Source organism: Tardiphaga sp. 215_C5_N2_1 (assembly GCF_052076055.1).
GTDB lineage: Bacteria > Pseudomonadota > Alphaproteobacteria > Rhizobiales > Xanthobacteraceae > Tardiphaga > Tardiphaga robiniae.
In genome coordinates this window covers 2529138-2547022 of record NZ_CP197240.1, presented here as the reverse complement: position 1 = coordinate 2547022, position 17885 = coordinate 2529138, and the positions used below count along the sequence as shown (strand labels likewise).

The 17885-nt window shown below is 62.8% G+C and carries 15 protein-coding genes; 11 read left to right on the top strand and 4 right to left on the bottom strand.

Annotated features, from left to right (window positions below; all coding sequences use genetic code 11):
- Positions 1–42: 42 nt before the first annotated feature.
- Positions 43–1260, top strand: a complete 1218-nt coding sequence (locus tag AB7828_RS12235) for an MFS transporter (RefSeq protein ID WP_441230259.1) — start codon at positions 43–45, stop codon at positions 1258–1260.
- Here the strand turns inward: AB7828_RS12235 and dgcA are convergent.
- Complete coding sequence (gene dgcA / locus AB7828_RS12230) at positions 1230–2201, bottom strand: N-acetyl-D-Glu racemase DgcA (RefSeq protein WP_441232238.1); 972 nt, start codon at positions 2199–2201, stop codon at positions 1230–1232. The genes AB7828_RS12235 and dgcA overlap by 31 nt on opposite strands.
- A gap of 253 nt (positions 2202–2454) precedes the next feature.
- On the opposite strand from dgcA, the gene AB7828_RS12225 reads away from it, so the two are divergent.
- From AB7828_RS12225 to AB7828_RS12205, 5 genes are read left to right on the top strand one after another with little or no spacing between them, the layout of a single operon-like run.
- Positions 2455–3585 carry an ABC transporter permease gene (locus AB7828_RS12225; protein WP_089265213.1) on the top strand — a complete coding sequence of 377 codons (1131 nt, stop codon included), beginning with the start codon at positions 2455–2457 and terminating at the stop codon, positions 3583–3585.
- 5 nt (positions 3586–3590) lie between these two features.
- Complete coding sequence (locus tag AB7828_RS12220) at positions 3591–4403, top strand: ABC transporter ATP-binding protein (RefSeq protein ID WP_441230258.1); 813 nt, start codon at positions 3591–3593, stop codon at positions 4401–4403.
- Positions 4404–4422: 19 nt separating this feature from the next.
- Positions 4423–5352, top strand: a complete 930-nt coding sequence (locus AB7828_RS12215; RefSeq protein WP_089265211.1) for an MlaD family protein — start codon at positions 4423–4425, stop codon at positions 5350–5352.
- 31 nt (positions 5353–5383) lie between these two features.
- Positions 5384–6259, top strand: a complete 876-nt coding sequence (locus AB7828_RS12210) for an aldose 1-epimerase family protein (RefSeq protein WP_089265210.1) — start codon at positions 5384–5386, stop codon at positions 6257–6259.
- 53 nt (positions 6260–6312) lie between these two features.
- Complete coding sequence (locus AB7828_RS12205; RefSeq protein ID WP_089265209.1) at positions 6313–6717, top strand: GFA family protein; 405 nt, start codon at positions 6313–6315, stop codon at positions 6715–6717.
- Positions 6718–6825: 108 nt separating this feature from the next.
- Here AB7828_RS12205 and AB7828_RS12200 read toward each other — a convergent pair whose 3' ends face one another.
- Positions 6826–12240: a hypothetical protein gene (locus AB7828_RS12200; protein ID WP_441230257.1), complete on the bottom strand. Its 5415-nt coding sequence runs from the start codon at positions 12238–12240 to the stop codon at positions 6826–6828.
- A gap of 303 nt (positions 12241–12543) precedes the next feature.
- On the opposite strand from AB7828_RS12200, the gene AB7828_RS12195 reads away from it, so the two are divergent.
- Together AB7828_RS12195 and AB7828_RS12190 are read left to right on the top strand one after the other, a co-directional pair.
- Positions 12544–13014 carry an Hpt domain-containing protein gene (locus AB7828_RS12195; protein ID WP_349633085.1) on the top strand — a complete coding sequence of 157 codons (471 nt, stop codon included), beginning with the start codon at positions 12544–12546 and terminating at the stop codon, positions 13012–13014.
- Between the two features lie 166 nt (positions 13015–13180).
- The gene (locus AB7828_RS12190) at positions 13181–13501 is read left to right on the top strand and encodes a 2Fe-2S iron-sulfur cluster-binding protein (protein WP_089265206.1); all 321 of its coding nucleotides are present in this window, start codon (positions 13181–13183) and stop codon (positions 13499–13501) included.
- Positions 13502–13520: 19 nt separating this feature from the next.
- Here the strand turns inward: AB7828_RS12190 and AB7828_RS12185 are convergent, their stop codons facing one another.
- Positions 13521–13973 carry an acyl-CoA thioesterase gene (locus tag AB7828_RS12185; RefSeq protein WP_441230256.1) on the bottom strand — a complete coding sequence of 151 codons (453 nt, stop codon included), beginning with the start codon at positions 13971–13973 and terminating at the stop codon, positions 13521–13523.
- 200 nt (positions 13974–14173) lie between these two features.
- On the opposite strand from AB7828_RS12185, the gene AB7828_RS12180 reads away from it, so the two are divergent.
- From AB7828_RS12180 to AB7828_RS12170, 3 genes are all read left to right on the top strand, one after another.
- The gene (locus AB7828_RS12180; protein ID WP_089265205.1) at positions 14174–15202 is read left to right on the top strand and encodes an NAD(P)/FAD-dependent oxidoreductase; all 1029 of its coding nucleotides are present in this window, start codon (positions 14174–14176) and stop codon (positions 15200–15202) included.
- A gap of 264 nt (positions 15203–15466) precedes the next feature.
- Positions 15467–16105 carry a DUF2147 domain-containing protein gene (locus AB7828_RS12175; protein ID WP_441230255.1) on the top strand — a complete coding sequence of 213 codons (639 nt, stop codon included), beginning with the start codon at positions 15467–15469 and terminating at the stop codon, positions 16103–16105.
- Positions 16106–16372: 267 nt separating this feature from the next.
- On the top strand, positions 16373–16942 hold the full coding sequence (locus tag AB7828_RS12170; protein WP_441230254.1) for a DUF4865 family protein: 570 nt from the start codon (positions 16373–16375) through the stop codon (positions 16940–16942).
- Here AB7828_RS12170 and AB7828_RS12165 read toward each other — a convergent pair.
- The gene (locus AB7828_RS12165) at positions 16939–17796 is read right to left on the bottom strand and encodes a LysR family transcriptional regulator (RefSeq protein ID WP_068735591.1); all 858 of its coding nucleotides are present in this window, start codon (positions 17794–17796) and stop codon (positions 16939–16941) included. The genes AB7828_RS12170 and AB7828_RS12165 overlap by 4 nt on opposite strands.
- Between the last annotated feature and the right edge of the window lie 89 nt (positions 17797–17885).

Here is a 17885-nt window from a genome sequence, read left to right as displayed (position 1 = left end):
GTAACCATCTCCACGATCCCGTGGCGAATCGCAGTTCACCTCATGATAGCCGAATCTGCCACCCATAGCGCCCCGCAAATCCGCCGCAAATTCGCGCAGCGGCTGGCGATGTTCTACGGCACGGTGTTCGGCTCCAGCGGCTTCTATCTGCCGTTCTTCCCGGTCTGGCTGAAGGCGATCGGTATCGATCCGACCTGGATCGGCGCCATCCTTGCTGTGCCGTCGATGACGCGCTTCACCACGCTGCCCTTCATCACCGCTTTCGCAGAGCGCCGTCATGCCCTGCGCCAGACGATGATTGTCTGTGCCTTCCTCACCATGATCGGCTTTGCGACAGTAGGCACGCTACGCGAACCGCTCGCCGTGCTCCTGGTGTTCGCGCTGACGGCGGTGGTCTGGACGCCGCTCACGGCGTTGACCGATGGCTATGCGCTGAAAGGCGTGGTGCGCTTCGGCTTCAGTTACGGTCCGCTACGGCTGTGGGGCTCGGCGGCTTTCGTGGTTGGTGCGCTTGCCTGCGGTCTGGTGGTCAACTGGCTCGACGGTGAGCATCTGATCTGGGTGATTGTTGCAGCGATGGTGCTGTCGGCTGTCGTCAGCCTTGGTCTGCAGCCATTGGGCGCGCCGACAGGCGACGGCACGGTGCTCTCGAAGGCAAGCGCGTTGCTACGCGATCCCGGCTTCCTCGCCATCGCGATCTCCGCCGCACTGATCCAGGGCAGCCATGCCGGTTACTACACCTTCGCGTCGATCACCTGGCAGGCGGCTGGACTCGACGGCCTCACCATCGCGGGTCTATGGACGCTCGGCGTGCTCGCCGAAATCATCCTGTTCGCAGTGTCGCCACGCCTGACATTGGCACCTGCGACCATGGTCATCCTCGGTGGCCTCGGCGCATTGTTGCGCTGGACGCTGACCGCGCAAACGCTTCCGCTCCCGATTCTCGTGGTCGTGCAATTGCTGCACGGCGCGACCTACGGTCTGACGCAACTCGGAACAATGGGCCTGCTGCTGCATCACGTGCCGCCGCACGTCATGGCGCGGGCGCAGGGCTATGTCACCGCCTGCACCGGCCTGGTGATGAGCAGCATGGCGGTTCTGTCAGGCGCGATCTATGCGCGTTACGGCGAGGGCGTTTATTACGTGATGGCCGTGCTTGGCCTGGCCGGCGCGACCGTCATATGGTTCGGCCGGCATCGCGCCGGGCAGCCGCCGGGCGTTGCGGGCGATCAGCCCCAGAGCGCCGCGTCGGGCGGATAGACCGTGCTTTCGTCATAGCGCAGACCGCCATCGCGATCCCCGGCGAGCAATAGCGGGCCATCAAGATCGACGAAGCGTGCATATTGCGCAATCAGCATCGCCGGCGCCATCGCCAGCGACGTCGCCACCATGCAACCGACCATGATGTCGAGATTCATGGCACGCGCGGCATCGGCCATCGCCAGCGCTTCGGTCAGGCCGCCGGCTTTGTCGAGCTTGATGTTGATCGCATCGTAACGCCCGCGCAGCGCCTCGAGCGAAGCGAGGCCATGCACGCTCTCGTCGGCGCAAACCATGATCGGCCGATGCACATGCATCAGCGCATCATCCTTGCCTGCCGGCAGCGGCTGCTCGATCAGCGTGACGCCGGCGTTATGGCAGGCATCGAGATTGGCTTTCAGGTTGTCCGGCGTCCACGCCTCATTGGCATCGACGATCAACTCGGATTCGGGTGCGGTCTGGCGCACGGCCTTGATGCGGCTGATGTCGTCGTCACTGCCGAGCTTGATCTTCAGCAGCGGCCGGTAGGCGGCCTTTGCGGTGGCGGAGGCCATCGCCTCGGGTGTACCAAGCGAGATCGTATAGGCGGTGGTGCAGGCGCGCGGTGCCGGCCGCTGCAGCATGTCCCAGACGCGCTGGCCCTGGCTCTTGGCTTCGAGGTCTAGCAGAGCGCAATCCACCGCGTTGCGGGCGGCACCGGCGGGCATGGCCGATTGCAAGGCGTCACGGCCGAGGCCTGCGGCAAATCGGTCCTGCATCGCCAGAATGGCGGCCAGCGTAGCCTCCGGGGTCTCGCCATAGCGCGCATAGGGCACGCATTCGCCGCGGCCAGTTACGCCGCCGCGGCTGATCTCGGCGACCACGACGACGGCCTCGGTCTTGGCGCCGCGGCTGATGGTGAAGGCGCCAGCGATCGGCCATTGCTCGATCCGGGCGGTCATTAGGGCGGGGGCAGCGTCGGATGCGGACAATGCGGCGTCTTTCGGGCTGTGCCGGCAACGGCGGGTAATGACGTGTCTATAAGTTTACGTGATCGCCGTGAACTTGTTTGCGACGCAATGCCGGTGTCTGACAGGGCGGATTAAGGCTATATTAACCATAGCAACGTGTTGGCTTCACTTGGCTTCTCAGAAACGTATTTGGGCGTGTTAATACTTTGTTCATGCACAGACTGAACGCCCGCGGGAGCCTGTTTTGAGCGGCCCGACCTTGGAACAGATCGCGAAAGGCGACGGCTTGGCGCTGTGCGCGGCTGGGTCGTGGACGGCTCGTTTTGCCCCCGCGCTTGAAAAACTCGTCGGCGAGGCCGAAAAGCTGACCGGTAGCCGCCCCAACATCTTCATCGACGTGTCGCAGGTCTCCAAGCTGGATACATTCGGCGCGTGGCTGATCGAGAGGTTGCGTCGGGCGCTGACCAATGGCGGCCACGAGGCGCAGATCGCGGGCCTTTCGGCGAATTACGCGACCCTGGTCGACGAGGTCCGCCGCGTGAAGCCTGCGGTCCCGTTACCGGCAAGCGGTAGCGCCCTGACTGCCGTGCTCGATGGCATCGGCCGCAATATCTATGGCATCGGGGAAACCCTCGTCGCGCTGGTCGATATGATTGGTGCCGTGATCGCGGCCTGGTTCCGCGTCTGGCGGCATCCGTCGAAGTTCCGGCTCACCTCGGTGGTGCATCACCTGGAGCAGGTGTGCTGGAACGCAGTACCGATCGTCGTCCTGATTACGTTCCTGATCGGCTGTATCGTTGCCCAGCAGGGCCTGTTCCATTTTCGCCGCTTCGGTGCCGACGTCTTTGTGGTCGATATGCTCGGCGTGCTGGTGCTGCGCGAGCTTGGCGTGCTGCTGGTGGCGATCATGGTCGCCGGTCGTTCTGGCAGCGCCTATACCGCCGAGCTTGGTTCCATGAAGATGCGCGAGGAGATCGATGCGCTTCGCACCATGGGCTTCGATGCCATCGAAGTTCTGATCTTGCCGCGCATGGTAGCGCTGGTGCTGGCGCTGCCCATTCTCGCATTTCTCGGCGCGATGGCTGCGCTCTATGGCGGCGGTCTGGTCGCCTGGCTCTATGGCGGAGTCGATCCATCGTCGTTCCTGTCGCGGCTGCGCGAGGCGATTTCGATCAACCACTTCATCGTCGGAATGGTGAAAGCGCCTGTGATGGCCATGGTGATCGGCATCGTGGCCTGCGTCGAAGGCCTTGCCGTGCAGGGTAGCGCGGAGTCGCTGGGGCAGCACACAACATCGTCCGTGGTGAAGGGAATCTTCTTCGTGATCGTGATGGATGGCGTATTCGCGATCTTCTTCGCAACGATCGGGATCTGACGGCCATGATCTCGACGACTGCGACGCCCATTACTGAGACGCCGACGGCTGCCGCCTCCACCTCTGCCGATGCGATCATCAGCGTGCGCGATCTTACCGTGGCATTCGGCAGCCGTCGGGTGCTCGACGGCCTCAACCTGAACGTGGCGCGCGGCGAAATCCTCGGTTTCGTCGGCGCGTCCGGCGCGGGCAAGTCCGTGCTGATGCGCACGATCATTGGCCTCGTGCCAAAGGTCTCCGGCACGATCGAAGTGTTCGGCACCGATCTCGACAGCGGCGACAAGGAACGCCGCGAAGTCGAGCGGCGTTGGGGTATCCTGTTTCAACACGGGGCGCTGTTCTCGTCGCTCAACGTGCGGCAGAACATCCAGTTTCCAGTGCGCGAATATCTCAAGGTCTCGGAACGTCTGCTCGACGAGATCACCATGGCCAAGCTTACCATGGTCGGTCTCAAGCCGGAGGTCGCGGATCGCTATCCGTCGGAACTGTCGGGCGGCATGATCAAGCGCGTCGCGCTGGCGCGCGCGCTCGCGCTCGATCCGGAGATCGTGTTCCTGGATGAGCCGACATCGGGTCTCGATCCGATCGGCGCCGGCGATTTCGACGAACTGGTGCGCACGCTGCAGCGAACTTTGGGGCTGACCGTTTTCATGGTAACTCATGATCTCGACAGCCTGCATACAGCCTGCGACCGGATCGCCGTTCTCGGTAATGGCAAGATCATCGCGCAGGGAACGATGGCCGACATGCTGGCCTCGCAGCATCCCTGGCTTCGGGAATATTTCCACGGCAAGCGCGCACGCGCTGTTATCGGCTAGTTGTACTGGAGTTGGTTTGATGGAAACGCGGGCGAACTTCGTCCTGATCGGAATTTTCACGCTGGCGGTGATCGCCGCAGCGTTCGGCTTCGTGTTGTGGTTCCAGAATCTGCATTCGACCACGCAGCGCACGCCGCTGCGCATCATCTTCGAAGGCGCGGCGTCGGGCCTGCGCAACGGCGGCAATGTCAACTTCAATGGTATCCGGGTCGGCGAGGTCGTCTCTGTGAAGCTCGACAATCCCAAGCGCGTCGTTGCGCTGGCGATGGTCGAGAACATCGCGCCCATTCGCAAGGACACGCAGGTCGGTCTGGAATTTCAGGGGCTCACCGGTGTAGCGGCGATCGCGCTGAAGGGCGGCGATGAAGCTGCGCCCGCGGTCCCGCTGGACACCGACGGCGTGCCGGTGCTGACGGCCGATCCGGAGCTGTTGCGGGATATCTCTGAATCGATCCGGGCAACGCTGAACAACGTCAATCGTCTGGTCGCCGACAATCAGGATACTCTCAAGGGCGCCATGAAGAATGTCGAAACCTTCACGGCAACGCTGGCGAAAAATTCGGAAGTAATCGACGGCATCATGCTGAAGATCGACAGCGTGATGGGCAAGGCCGATGGTGTCATGGGCAAAGCCGACAGCGTCGTCGCGCGAACCGACAATATCCTGCTCGGTCTTGATGCGCTCGCGGGCGGCAAGGACGGCGGCGAACTCACGGCGGCCGTAAAGTCGTTCCATGAGCTGACCGAGAACCTCGACAAGCGCTCGGGTGCTCTGATCCTCGACGGTCGCCGCACGCTCGCCGATATCAGCCGTGCGGTGAACAATCTTGACCGCAACCCGACGCGCCTGTTGTTTGGCGCCAGCAGCGGCACACCCGCGGCTGCGCCTGCACCGGCGGCGCCTCCGGCATCTGTCGCTCCGCCGCGTCGTCGCCAGCAGGCTCAATAGACACCAGTCCCGATATACATGGAGAGCGCTGATGGAGACCCAAGATAGCTTCACCATCAGCAATGGCCGCGTCACGGCGACGATCAAGGCCGATGGCGCCGAACTCTGCTCATTGAAGGATGCGCATGGGCATGAGGTGCTCTGGCAGGCCGGCGAGGAATGGCCTCGCCACGCGCCGCTACTGTTTCCGATCGTCGGGAAGCTGAAAGACGATGTGCTGCGCCATCGCGGCCAGGTCTATGCAATGACCCAGCACGGCTTTGCGCGCGACCAGCGCTTCAGCTGGACCGGGCAGGGACCTGCATCCTGCGCGCTGTCGCTGGCGGACAACGACGCCAGCCGGGCGAAATATCCGTTCGCCTTCAAGCTGGACGTGACCTACGCCATCGAAGGTGATGAGCTGGTGATCGGCTATGCCGTGACCAATACAGGCGACGAGATGCTGCCGGCCTCGATCGGTGCGCATCCGGCATTTCACTGGCCGCTGACGGACGGCGCCGACAAGCGCGCGCACACGATCATCTTCTCCGATGCTGAACCGGCGCCGATCAGACGGCTCGAGGGTGGACTGTTGCTGAGGGAGCCGGAACCATCGCCGGTGCAGGGCGGCGCACTGGCGCTGTCGGAATCGCTGTTCGTGAAGGACGCGATGATCTTCGATCATCTCGCCAGCAGGTCGCTGAGTTATAGCGCGCCTGGCGGACCGACGATCACCTTCGCCTGGGAAGGCTTTCGCGAACTTGGCATCTGGTCGAAACCATCCGGCGCTGCATTCCTTTGCATCGAACCGTGGTACGGCTATGCCAGCCCGGTAGATTTCGACGGCGAGTTCGCCGACAAGCCGGGCGTGATGCACATTGCGGTGGGCGAGACGCGCAGCTTCACCCAACGCATCGGGTTCGCATAAGGTAACTGTCGCGGCCCGTGATCCAGCAGACCGCTGCATCGAGGAGGTCCGTCATGTCGAGAACTGCGTCCTGTTCGTGCGGTCAGCTGTCCATCGTGCTCGAAGGCGAGCCGAGGGGCGTCGGTATATGCCACTGTTTTGCTTGTCAGCGCCGGACCGGCAGCGTCTTTGCAGCGCTCGCGGGCTTCGGGCCAAGTTACAATGTGAGCGGCACCGCGACTGAATATGTCCGCACAGGGGATCAGGGGGCGCGCTTCCGATTCCGGTTCTGTCCCGTCTGCGGCACCAATCTCTTCCACACCGAAGAAGGATATGAAGCGCGTTCCGTAGCCGTGGCGGTCGGCTGCTTTGCCGATCCGGATTTTCCGCCCCCGGAGATTTCCGTCTATCACTGTCGCCGGCATGCCTGGGTGTCTTTGCCGTTCGGCGTCAACATTCACGACAAGGATCCCGCGTGATGACGGCACCGGCCTAGCCCCGCGTCTAGCGCTCCGGCACAACAGCAGGCCCAACAAAAAAGCGGAGGCATCGCTGCCTCCGCTTTTCGCGTTCGTATTTAATCTTGCTTAGCCCAGCCGACCCGCTGCATGAGCGAGCAGGGTGTAGACCAGACCCGTTTCCGAGGTCAGATGGCTGCGCAGCGCTGCCGGGCCGCGTTCATCGCGGGCGACTTCGTCAAGCAGGCGTTCGAATTCGGTGATGTAGCGATCCACCGTGCCCTTGAAGTTGCGGTCCGACCGATACTTGCGGGCGACCTCATCGAAAGCCTTCTGGCCGGCGGGCGTATAGAGCCGCTTGCTGAAGGCCTTGCTCTCGCCGCGCTGATAGCGATCCCACATTTCGGCAGCCAGTGTCCGATCCATCAGGCGGCCGATATCGAGCGACAGCGACTCCAGCGGATTGGCCGAGGCTGCAGGCTGCTGCGGAGCCGGTGCGCGGCGCGGCGGCGTGCGATCTTCCTCGACGTGATCGGCGCGGCCGAGCAGATCCGACAGCCAGCCGTCACGGCCCTGGTCGGAGTTGGCCGGAGCGACCGACGGCGCTTCGGTGCGACGCGGCGCAGGGCCACCGATATCGGGCATCGGCAAGTTCGTTGCGCTACGGGCAGGCGGCTCCTCGCGGCGCGGGGCCGGACGCGGAGCCTCGTGGCGCGCTTCACTACGGCTGCTGGCGATCGCCATCGCCGGCTCCTCGTCACGCTGCACGCTGGTGGTGCGGCTGGTCGAGACCACGTCAAGGCCGCGGCCGTGGCGGGCAACGATGCGGTTCAGCTCGGCGAGCGCCTCTATCTGGTCGACGATCACCTTGCGCATCTGCGCAGTGCTCTCGGCGGCTTCCTGCGGCATGTCGAGAACGCCACGGCGCAGTTCGGTGCGGGTGCTCTCGAGCTCGTTGTGCATTTCGGCAGCCATCTGCTTCATGCTGGCGACCATCGACGAGAACTTGTCGGCCGACTGCTTGAACATGGCATCGGCTTCCTGCGTGCCCTGCTGGTAGATTTCGCTCATGGCTTGCGTTGTCGCGCGGCGTTCTTCTTCCGCGGCGGTGCGAACGGCTTCGAACTGCCGGCTGATCGCTGCCGAGCCCTGACCGGCGGTCTCTGCGACGACGCGGGCGATGTCGCGGGCACGCTCTTCAGCGGCTGCCAGCGATTCATCGAGCAGGCCGGTGAAGCGGGTGAGGCGCTGATCGAGATCGGTGGTGCGCAGATCGATGGTGGTGACCAGCGATTCCAGCGCCGCCTTGCGTTCGCCGACCGACGACATCGTGGTGCGGTTGCTCTGTTCGACCAGAGCCGCGGCATCCACGAGGGCATGGCCATGGGTTTCGAACTGGCCCGAGAGTGAGCCGAGATCTTCCAGGGCCTTGGAGGTCTTGGAGGTGAACACGGTGAGCTGTTCTTCCAGCGTCTGGGTAGCCAGGCCGTTGCGCGACGTCACGTCGTTCATGGTGGACACGAAGTCCGCCACGCGGGTGACCAGAGCGCGCTCCAGCGAGTTGAGATTGTCGTGGGCGCCGGTGAGGACTTCCTGCAGCAGGATGTTGCCTTCACGCAGGCGTTCGAACAGCGCCACGGTATCGGTGCGCAGGATCTTGCTGGTTTCCTGCATCTCCGTGACCGCAGTGATCGAGACCTGACGCGACTGCTCGATGGCGGTGCGCGAGCTCTGCTCGAGATCCTTCAGCGACTTGTTGACCGCACCGGTGGCGAGTTCGCCAGCCGTGGTGATCGCGCGGGCCACGTCCGTGCTGTTGGTGACCATGGTCTGCGAGAAGGTCTGGCCGCGGCTCTCGATCGCCTTGAGCGCGTCGGCGGTGACGCGATCGATATCGACCGTGAGCTGATTGGCCTTGGCGCCCAGCGCATCGACCAGCGAACCGCGCTTGGCGTCGACCATCTGCGACAGACGGTCGGTCTGCTGCTGCACATAGGTGACGATTTCGTCCGTCTTGCCGGTCATCGTGGTGCCGAAGCTGCCCGAAGCGGCGAACACCGACCGCTCGATCTCCGACGAGGTGGTCTTGATCTTGGTGGTGATCTCGTTCGAGGCGGCGACCAGCGAGTTGTGCGCATTCTGCGCACTGGTCTGGATGTTGTCGGTGGTGTTGGCGGTGACGTTCGAGAGCGAACGCTCGATGTCGGCGGAAATCACCTTGATCTGGTTCGCGGCATCCGCCGAGGAGGTTGCCAGCGAGGTCTGCACTTCGCGGGCACTCGAGAGAATCGCAGCCGCCGTGTCGGCGCCGACCGCGGTGAGTGTGCGCTGCACGTCGATCGAGAGCGACTTCACGTGGCTTGATGCCTCGGAAGACGCTGTGACCAGCGTGCTCTGGGCTTCGCGGGCGCCGGCGACGATCGACTCGGCAGTTGCGGTGCCGGCGGTGGTCAGGCTGCGCTCCATGTCGGCCGCGAGGTTGCGGACGTGGTTCGACGCTTCGGTCGAGGCGTCGATCAGCGAGGACTGGACGTTGCGCGTGCTGGCCAGGATCGAGTCCGCGCTGGCGGTGCCGGCGGCGATCAGCGTGCGCTCCACATCGGCCGCAAGGGTGCGGACCTGCTGCGAGGCGTCGGTCGACGCGGCGACCAGCGTGCTCTGCGCGGCGCGGGCGCCAGACAGGACCGAGTCGGCCGTCGCCGTGCCGGCGGCAGTGAGCGTGCGTTCGATATCAGCCGAGAGCGACTGGATCTGGGTGGCGACTTCCGAAGAGGTGGCGACCAGGGTCGACTGGGCGTCGCGGGCACCTGAGAGCATCGAGGCCGCCGTGGCGGAGCCGGCCGCGGTGAGGGTGCGTTCGACATCGGCCGACAGTGACTTCACCTGCAGCGAGGCTTCCGAAGACGCATTGACCAGCGTGGCCTGCGCATCGCGGGCACTGTTGACGATGGCCGTGGCGGCAGTGGTGCCGACAGCGGTCAGCGAGCTCTCGATATCGGACGCCGTCAGCTTCAGCTGCGCGCCGACATCGGTCGAGACCGACACGAGGGATTCCTGCGCGGCGCGGGCGCCAGCCTGAATGGTCTCGCTCGTATTGACCATGAGATGCGTGAGCGAACGCTCGGCGTCCTCGACATTGGTCTTGATGCCGATCGAGAGTTCTTCGGCGCGGGCCATGAGCGAGTCGCTGGCCGTGCGGCCGGAGGTTTCGATACGGCCGGCAACAGCCTCAATGCGCGAGCCGAGCAGTTCCTCGAACTGTTCGACGCGGGTTTCGATCCCGCCGGCGACGATGCCGATACGACCTTCCATGCCTTCGTGGATCGTCTGGAAGCGCGCAGTGATGGTATCCGCGAACTGTGTGCTGCGGCTGTCGATGGCATCGGTGACGTTGTTGATGCGGCTGTCGATGGCCGTGATCGCCTGCGTCGTGCCTTCGGTGAGCGAGCTCGTGAAGTAGGAAAGGCGGTCGTCGATCGAGTGGATCGCCTGCACGGCGCCTTCCGTGAGCGCGGTGGTCAGGTGGGTCAGGCGGTCGTCGACCGAGCTGACTGCGAGGTTCGCGCCTTCGGTCAGGGCGGTGGTCAGATGCGTCAGGCGCGAATCGACCGACTGGACGGCCTGGTTGGCACCTTCCGAGAGCGTCGATGCGAGGTTTTCAAGACGCGTATCGATGGTCGCGGTGACCGACTGCGCCCGAGCGTCGAACGTTTCTTCAAGGCTCTTGAGACGTCCATCGACGGTCTCGTCGAACGATTTGATCCTGGTGTCGAGCGACGCATCGAGATTGACGACGCGGCCTTCGAATTTGGTCTCGAATTCTGCGAGGCGGGTGTCGAGCGACGACGTGATGCCGCCTACATTGGACGCAACGCGGGTGTCGAAATTATCGACATAGGTCTTCAGCGTTTCCGAGATGTCCTGCGTGCGCTGACCCAGGCGATCGACGACTTCGCCGCCGAAGGTCTTCACGGTGCGGTCGAATTCCGAGATGTGCTTGGTGATCAGTGCGCCCAGCGTGCCGCTGTCGCGCGAGAAGCGCTCGGCCAGCTCGCTGCCCTGTTCCTTCACCAGTTCGTCGAAGGCGTTCATCTGCAGGCTGAGGGTGTCGTGCGCGGTTTCGGTCTGGCTCGCGACCTTGGCGACCAGTGCGTTGACGGTGGCGTCGAGGGACTCGCCCGCCTTGTCACCTGACGTGAGGATCTGGTTGGCCAGGCGGTTGCCGGCATCGTCGATCTTGCTGACGAGGTCGCCGCTACGCAGCTCGAGTTCGAGCAGCAGGCTATCGCTGGAATTCTTCAGCGAGTCGTGGACCTGCTCGGTGCGGTCCGACACGCGATCGACAATCGTGGACGAACGCTGTTCGAACTCGGTGGTGATGCGGTCGATACGCTCGTTGAGCATTTCGTGGACGCGGTCGGCGAGATCGACGAACTCGTCGTGTACGTGGCCGGTCTTGAAGTTGAGGCTGGTGGTCAGACGCTCGCTGGCGTCGAGCACCGCGCGGGTGGTCTCGGCGCTGGCCTCTTCGAGGCGGTCGAGCAGGTCGCCGCCACGCTCGCCGAGCGCGAGGATCATGTTATCGCCGGCATTGCCGAGGGCGCGGGTAATGTGTTCGCCGCGCTCTTCGAGGGCGCCGGTGATGCTCTTGGCGACTTCGTCGACGCGCGATGCGATGGCGTCCGAAATCAGCGCGATGTCGTGGCGAAGATCGATCTGCACGCCCGAAATGGCGGAGCGAACCTGCTCGGCCTGACCGACCAGGTTGTCGCGCTGATGCGCGATGTCCTGTAGCAGCGCGCGGATACGGACTTCGTTGTCAGAGTAAGCGCGCTCGAGCGCGGAAACTTCGTTGGCGACGAGGGTTTCGAGTTCGCCGGCACGTGCAATCGCGCGCTCGACGCCGTCGCCCATCGCGGCGACTTCGCGGCGGATCGCCTGGCCGACCGTGACCATCGAGTCGCTGGCCGTGCTTTCGGGCTCGGAGAAGCGGATCGCAACCTGTGCCATCGACTGGGCGATCAGGCGCATTTCCTGGCCGCGCCAGGCAAGACTGGCGAGGAAGTAAAACAGCAAAATCGGGGCGAACAGCAGCGCAGCAAGGCCAGCCAGCGCCAGCGTGCCGCCGGAACCCTGACCGATCAGGGCCTGCAGCGACGGCAGGAACGCAACGGTCAACAGGCCTGCGCCGACGATCCACAAGCCGGCGAACAGGGTGGCGAGTGTATAGACGTTGCGAGCGGGGCGGTTCTTCTGCAGCGCCTGCAGGATCTGGCCGATGGTTTCGCGGTCATCGTTCGCGGGACGGCGCGCAAAGCGCTGATCGTCCTGCGGCTCGAAGCTCGGGCGATCATTGGCGATGCGTGCGTCGAAGGCGTTGTCGTCGAGGTCGACGGGGGAAGATGGATTGGTGGGGGCGTTGTCGGCACGGATCGCGGGTTGATCGCGATCGACATGCGCGGGGTCGCTGATATTGAGTGCTTCCTGGATGGCAGAGAGCGCGACTTCGGTCGGATCCTTGGCCTTTTTGGTGTTGTTTGCCATGCTCGTTCCACGCCCCCTGATTACGCAACTGACACAGAAGTCCCCATGATTCGTTCCCGCCTGCAGCATGGCGACTGGCCATGTGCACCCCGCGGGACGAATTTCGGACTGCCGGTCGCTCGGCTTGTCCGCTACTTCCGCAAACATCCTATTGGCTTGGTCGTGCGAATGAAATGGTTCTGGTTAAGACATTCTTAATGATAGTTAACGGCTTCCCCCGGTAACTTCTTGCAGCGCCTCAAATAAACGGAATGGCCCCTCAATCGTGGCGAGTTTGCGTCAAAACTGCGTCAACCCGGCGGATTGTACCTAGAACGTTCCGTTAACCAATTCCGTGTTTGGCTGCAAAAAATCGCAGCCGGATCGTTCGGTTGGCGGGAATTTGGGCCATCATCAATGCCGCTTCACCTCGAACGGGTTCAATGGATGCCGTCACCGCCGCTGGTTCCCGATGACGGACCGATCGATTTCCCCCACCTTCAACGTATGACTATGGGCGATAGCAGCCTGGAACGTGAAGTTCTGGCGATGTTCGCGGCCCAGTCGAGCGAGTTGATCGAGAAGATCGTCAAAATGCCGGCGGATGCGGCTGAACTCACGCACAAGCTGAAGGGCTCCGCGCAGGCGGTCGGCGCGTTCCGCATCACGGAAGCCGCCGAATGGCTGGAAACGACGCTGCGCGACAGCAGCGATACCGCTGAGGCCCTGATGACGCTCACCGACGCCGTTCTCGAGGCGCGGGCGGAGATCGACGTTCTTCTGAAACGGTCCTGATCCCCAAGGGATCGGCTTTGATCCCAAAGGGATCGTTTTTGATTCCCCAAAGGGGTCCTGCTTGGCCCTGCTTTTCTAGATGACGGTTTTGCTGCGGAGCGCTGGCGCGATCCGGATCGACCCGTTATAGGACAGCCGGTATCTTCCTTTCGGCAGCGCGAGCATCATGGCCAAGATAAACTTTGTCGATCACTCCGGTGAGACCCGCAGCATTGACGCCGAGATCGGCTCCACGGTGATGGAGGCGGCCATTCGCAATGCCATCCCGGGTATCGAAGCCGAGTGTGGCGGCGCCTGCGCCTGTGCCACCTGCCACGTCTATGTCGACGAAGCCTGGCAGGAGCGCGTCGGTGCGCCGACGCCGATGGAAGAGGACATGCTGGACTTCGGTTACGACATCAAGCCGAACTCCCGGCTGTCGTGCCAGATCAAGATCACCGATGCACTCGATGGTCTTGTCGTGATCACGCCGGAACGCCAGGCCTGAGCTTACCCAGACTTGTTATTTACTGCGCGTTCAAGCCGCGCAGCATCCATGGCTGAAACCGGTCGACGACGTCGGGCGGGATCGGCGTCGGCTGACGGCTGGTGAGACCGACCATCACAGTCGTTGCGATCGCCGAGGCCATGCACTTGCCTTCCGAAAACACCACCTGCGAATAGGTCACCGAGGTCCGGCCGATCTTGGTAACACCGAGCCCGAGTTCGATCTTGCCGGGCCAGTGCAATTCGGCGCGAAAGTGAATATCGAGCCGCGCCAGCACCCAGCTTTGCCCCGGCGCGATCAGCCCGCATGCCGGGTCCCGCATCAGCAACACGCGGCTGGTTTCGAAATAGCTCGAATAGACCGCGTTGTTGACGTGGTTGTTCGGATCGAGATCCGCAAAGCGCACATTGTCCGACAGGCGATAGGGATAGTCGTCGAGGATGGGCGCCGGGGCGCGGGCTGGGGCGTTCACGAAATTGATCTCCAGCAATGCTTGGCAGGTTTGCGCCTGTTACAGCGCAGTTGCACAGCCCAGGCAAGGGCGGGACACATGCTGATTTCAGGCCGAGCCGCTGTGGCTTTCCCCGTGTGGCGCCGCTAGGCTGGACGCAATTGCCGGATGGCGCCGGGCTCTGCGATCTCGCAGGGCTGGTTCAACCGAGAAAAAACACTATGGGCGAAACGATCAAGACGGACGTGCTGATCATCGGCGCCGGCCCCTGCGGACTGTTCGCCGTTTTTGAACTTGGTCTGCTCGATATGAAGGTCCACCTCGTCGATATCTTGGACAAGATCGGTGGCCAATGCGCCGAGCTCTATCCTGAAAAACCGATCTACGACATTCCTGCGATTCCGCTGGTCACCGGTCAGGGGCTGACCGAAGCACTGCTGGAGCAGATCAAGCCGTTCCATCCGACCTTTCATCTGAATGAAATGATCGAGACCATCGAGAAGATCGGCGATCCCTTGTTTCGTGTCACGACGGATGCCGGCCAGGTGTTCGAAACCAAGGTGGTGGTGATCTCCGCCGGCGGCGGCTCGTTCCAGCCGAAGCGTCCGCCGGTGCCGGGCATCGAGGCCTATGAAGGCACGTCGGTGTTCTACGCGGTGCGCAAGATGGAGCAATTCCGCGACAAGGATCTGCTGATTGTCGGCGGTGGCGATAGTGCGCTGGACTGGACGCTCAACCTGCATCCGGTCGCGCGGCGCGTCACGCTGTTGCATCGGCGCGATGATTTTCGTGCTGCGCCTCACAGTGTCGAGCAGATGCGCAAGCTCGTGGCAGCCGGTCAGATGGACCTGCAGATCGGTCAGGTCACCGCGCTCGAAGGCGAGGGAGGCCATCTCACTGGGGCTGTCATCAAGGGCAATGACAACGAAAGTGTCCGGATCGACTGCAATACGATCCTGCCGTTCTTCGGCCTGACCATGAAGCTCGGTCCGGTCGCCAACTGGGGCGTCACGCTGGAGAACAACCTGATCCCGGTGGAGACGGCGTCGTTCGAGACCAATGTCCCCGGCATCTTCGCCATCGGCGATATCAATACATATCCCGGCAAGCTGAAACTCATCCTGTCCGGCTTCCACGAGGGCGCGCTGATGGCACAGAAGGCGTATCACTACGTCTATCCGGACAAGCGGCTGGTGTTTCAATACACGACGTCCTCCTCCAGCCTGCAGAAGAAGCTCGGCGTTAACTAACTTCGGCTAGTTGTTGGAATCATCTTGTATGACGGAGATGCAAAGGCGGTTCGGATCGCCGGTAACCGCGTCGGGTTCGGTGGGGCAGCTTGTGGCAAAGCTGTGGCCGCTGACACAATCGGACATCCGGCGCGCGATCGGCAATCTTGCAAAAGCCATCAACCGCAGTCACTCTCTCGTCGCGGAAGATTGATAGTCTATGCAATCGGATCGAGTGCGGATACTCGGCGGATGCCTGGACGACGAACTGCACTGGGGAAGGCGATGGCACAACTTCGATCCCGACGTCTGGCGCTCACAGTCGCCTCAGGTCTGGCCGCCGCATGCGCGATGTTCGCCGGCCCTCTCCACGCCGCTGAGCCGACTGCTGCCGGGCTTTGGCAGAAGGTCGAGAATAACAAGCCTGTCGTCTGGGTTCTGGTGGTTGACCATGGCGGCGGCGTATTCGAAGGCGCGATCGCCAAGACGTTTCCGAGCCCCGATGACAAGCCGGGCGACGACTTCTGCGGCAAGTGCGTCGATGACCGGAAGGGCCAGCCAGTGCTAGGCATCTCCTTCATCCGCAACATGCAGCAGCAGGGACTGAAATACGAGAACGGCAACATTCTCGATCCGCGCGATGGCAAGGTCTACAAGGCCAAGATGAGCGTCAGCGCCGATGGTCGGGCGCTCACCGTGCGTGGCTATTGGGGCATTGCGCTGCTCGGCAAGGACGAGACCTGGTACCGTCTGCCCGACACCGAAATGGCCTCGCTCGATCCAACCGTGATCGCGAAATATGTGCCGACCCTCGCGGCAGCAGCCGTGAAGCCGCCAACCGTCGGTAATGCCGCCGCGAAGGCCCCCGTCGCGCCGATGAAGAAGGCCAGCAACGTGACCCCGGGTAGCAACGTCGCGCGCTGATCGCCGCCAACTTGCTTGTGGCTCCCCCACAAGCGAAGACTGTCCAACACCCCGCATTCTGGAAGCCGACGCCATGGCGCGTCGGCCATTTCGTTGCCAATTCAATCGTGGCGCGCCAGGTTCCAACGTTGCTTGTCGGCTCTCTCCGGACGTCATTCATTTGAATACCGGATCATAGAAATATGATTCCACGTCTGTTCTTCGCGGCCCGTCGATCGATATCGTGCATCGATTCAATGACAATGGCTGCTGAAGGAGCCCATCACGATGATCGTTGCGCATTACGAGCATCGCTTGCCCGCCGACTATGATCTCGGCTTGATCCGTTCACGTGCACTGGAGCGTGGGCTGCTCTGGGATTCAAAGCCAGAGCTTTACTTCAAGGGATTTCTCTTACGAGAGAGCGGATGCTTCGGTGCAACGACGTCTAGCTATTCCTCGCTTTATCTGTGGCGGCACGACGAGGCGTTTCGCGATTTTCTCGTGAACGGCGGATACAAGATCGTCGTCGATATGTTCGGTCGGGCGCGGATCGAAACACGCGTTGCCCTCGATGCCCGGAAGGGGCGTAGCCGGAAAGCTCGCTTCGCCTATCGGCAAGACATCGCCATTCCGCTCAATGCCGATCTTGAAACAACGATAAGAGGGGAGATCGAGCGCAACGCGGATCTCTCGGTTCGCGCCGGAATTGTTGCAGCCGTCGTCGGACTGGATGCCGAGACGTGGGTCTTCACCCGCGTTCTGCTGTCAGAGAATGAACAGACCGATGCTGGCGCTTGCTACCAGATCCTGCATCTGGCGCAGCCGCTGCTGGATCGCCTTCCATACGCTACCTAGCTCGTATGCGCGCGGTGTTCGCGGAACGCAGCCGCGAGGGTTCGCAGCGCTTGGCGAGACTGCATATCCGACAGTGTCGAGAGAAGTACGATTTCCGACGACGCCAGCGGTGGCAGGCCAAACTTCTGGCTGACTTCGATGGTGCCGGCCGGTGCAAGCCGGCAGGAGAAGACCGCGGTGGCAAGACCCGCCGAGACAGCGTCCGATACGACTGAAGAGCCGCCACCGAGAAACACCTCCGTCCATGCGATGCCAGCCGCGTCCAGCGCATGAATGGCAACGTCGTGCACGCCACATACTGGCGTTAGCGCCGCCAGTCGCAATGCCTCGCCCGGCCGGTGCACAAAGCCTGGTGCTGCGAACCAGCCGAAATGCTCGGGCGCAAGCACTTCACCGTCGCGTCGGTCATCCTCACGCCGGACGATGGCCGCATCGATTTCGCCGCGGTCGAATGCGTCCAGCAAATTGCGTGAATTATCGAGGCGAACCTCGATCGTGAGCGTGGGGTCATGGGCATTCAGGCGAGCCAGCAGCGTCGGAACCTCCGGCCCGGCCACATGGGCCGCAATGCCGAGTGCGAAACGGCGACGGGTCGCAGACAAAGCTGCGACAGCGCGATCATGCGCGGCCAGGAAGTCGCGGGCTGAATCGACGAATAGCGCGCCTTGCGCCGAGAGGCGCACCATTCGCGGGGTTCGTTCGATCAATTTATGGCCGAGGCGGTCTTCCAGCCGCTTCAGCTTCACGCTGATCGCGCCCTGGGTCGTGCCAAGCGCTTCCGCCGCACGCGTGAAGCTCTGAAGATTGGCGATGGTCACGAATGCCTGCACGGCATCCACGTCCAGGGCGCTCATTTGAATTATCCGGATTTGTTGTCTCTGAAATAATCAATCATCCAATTCTGAAATGGTCAACCTCTGCCTATGTTGCGTTCATCGCAACG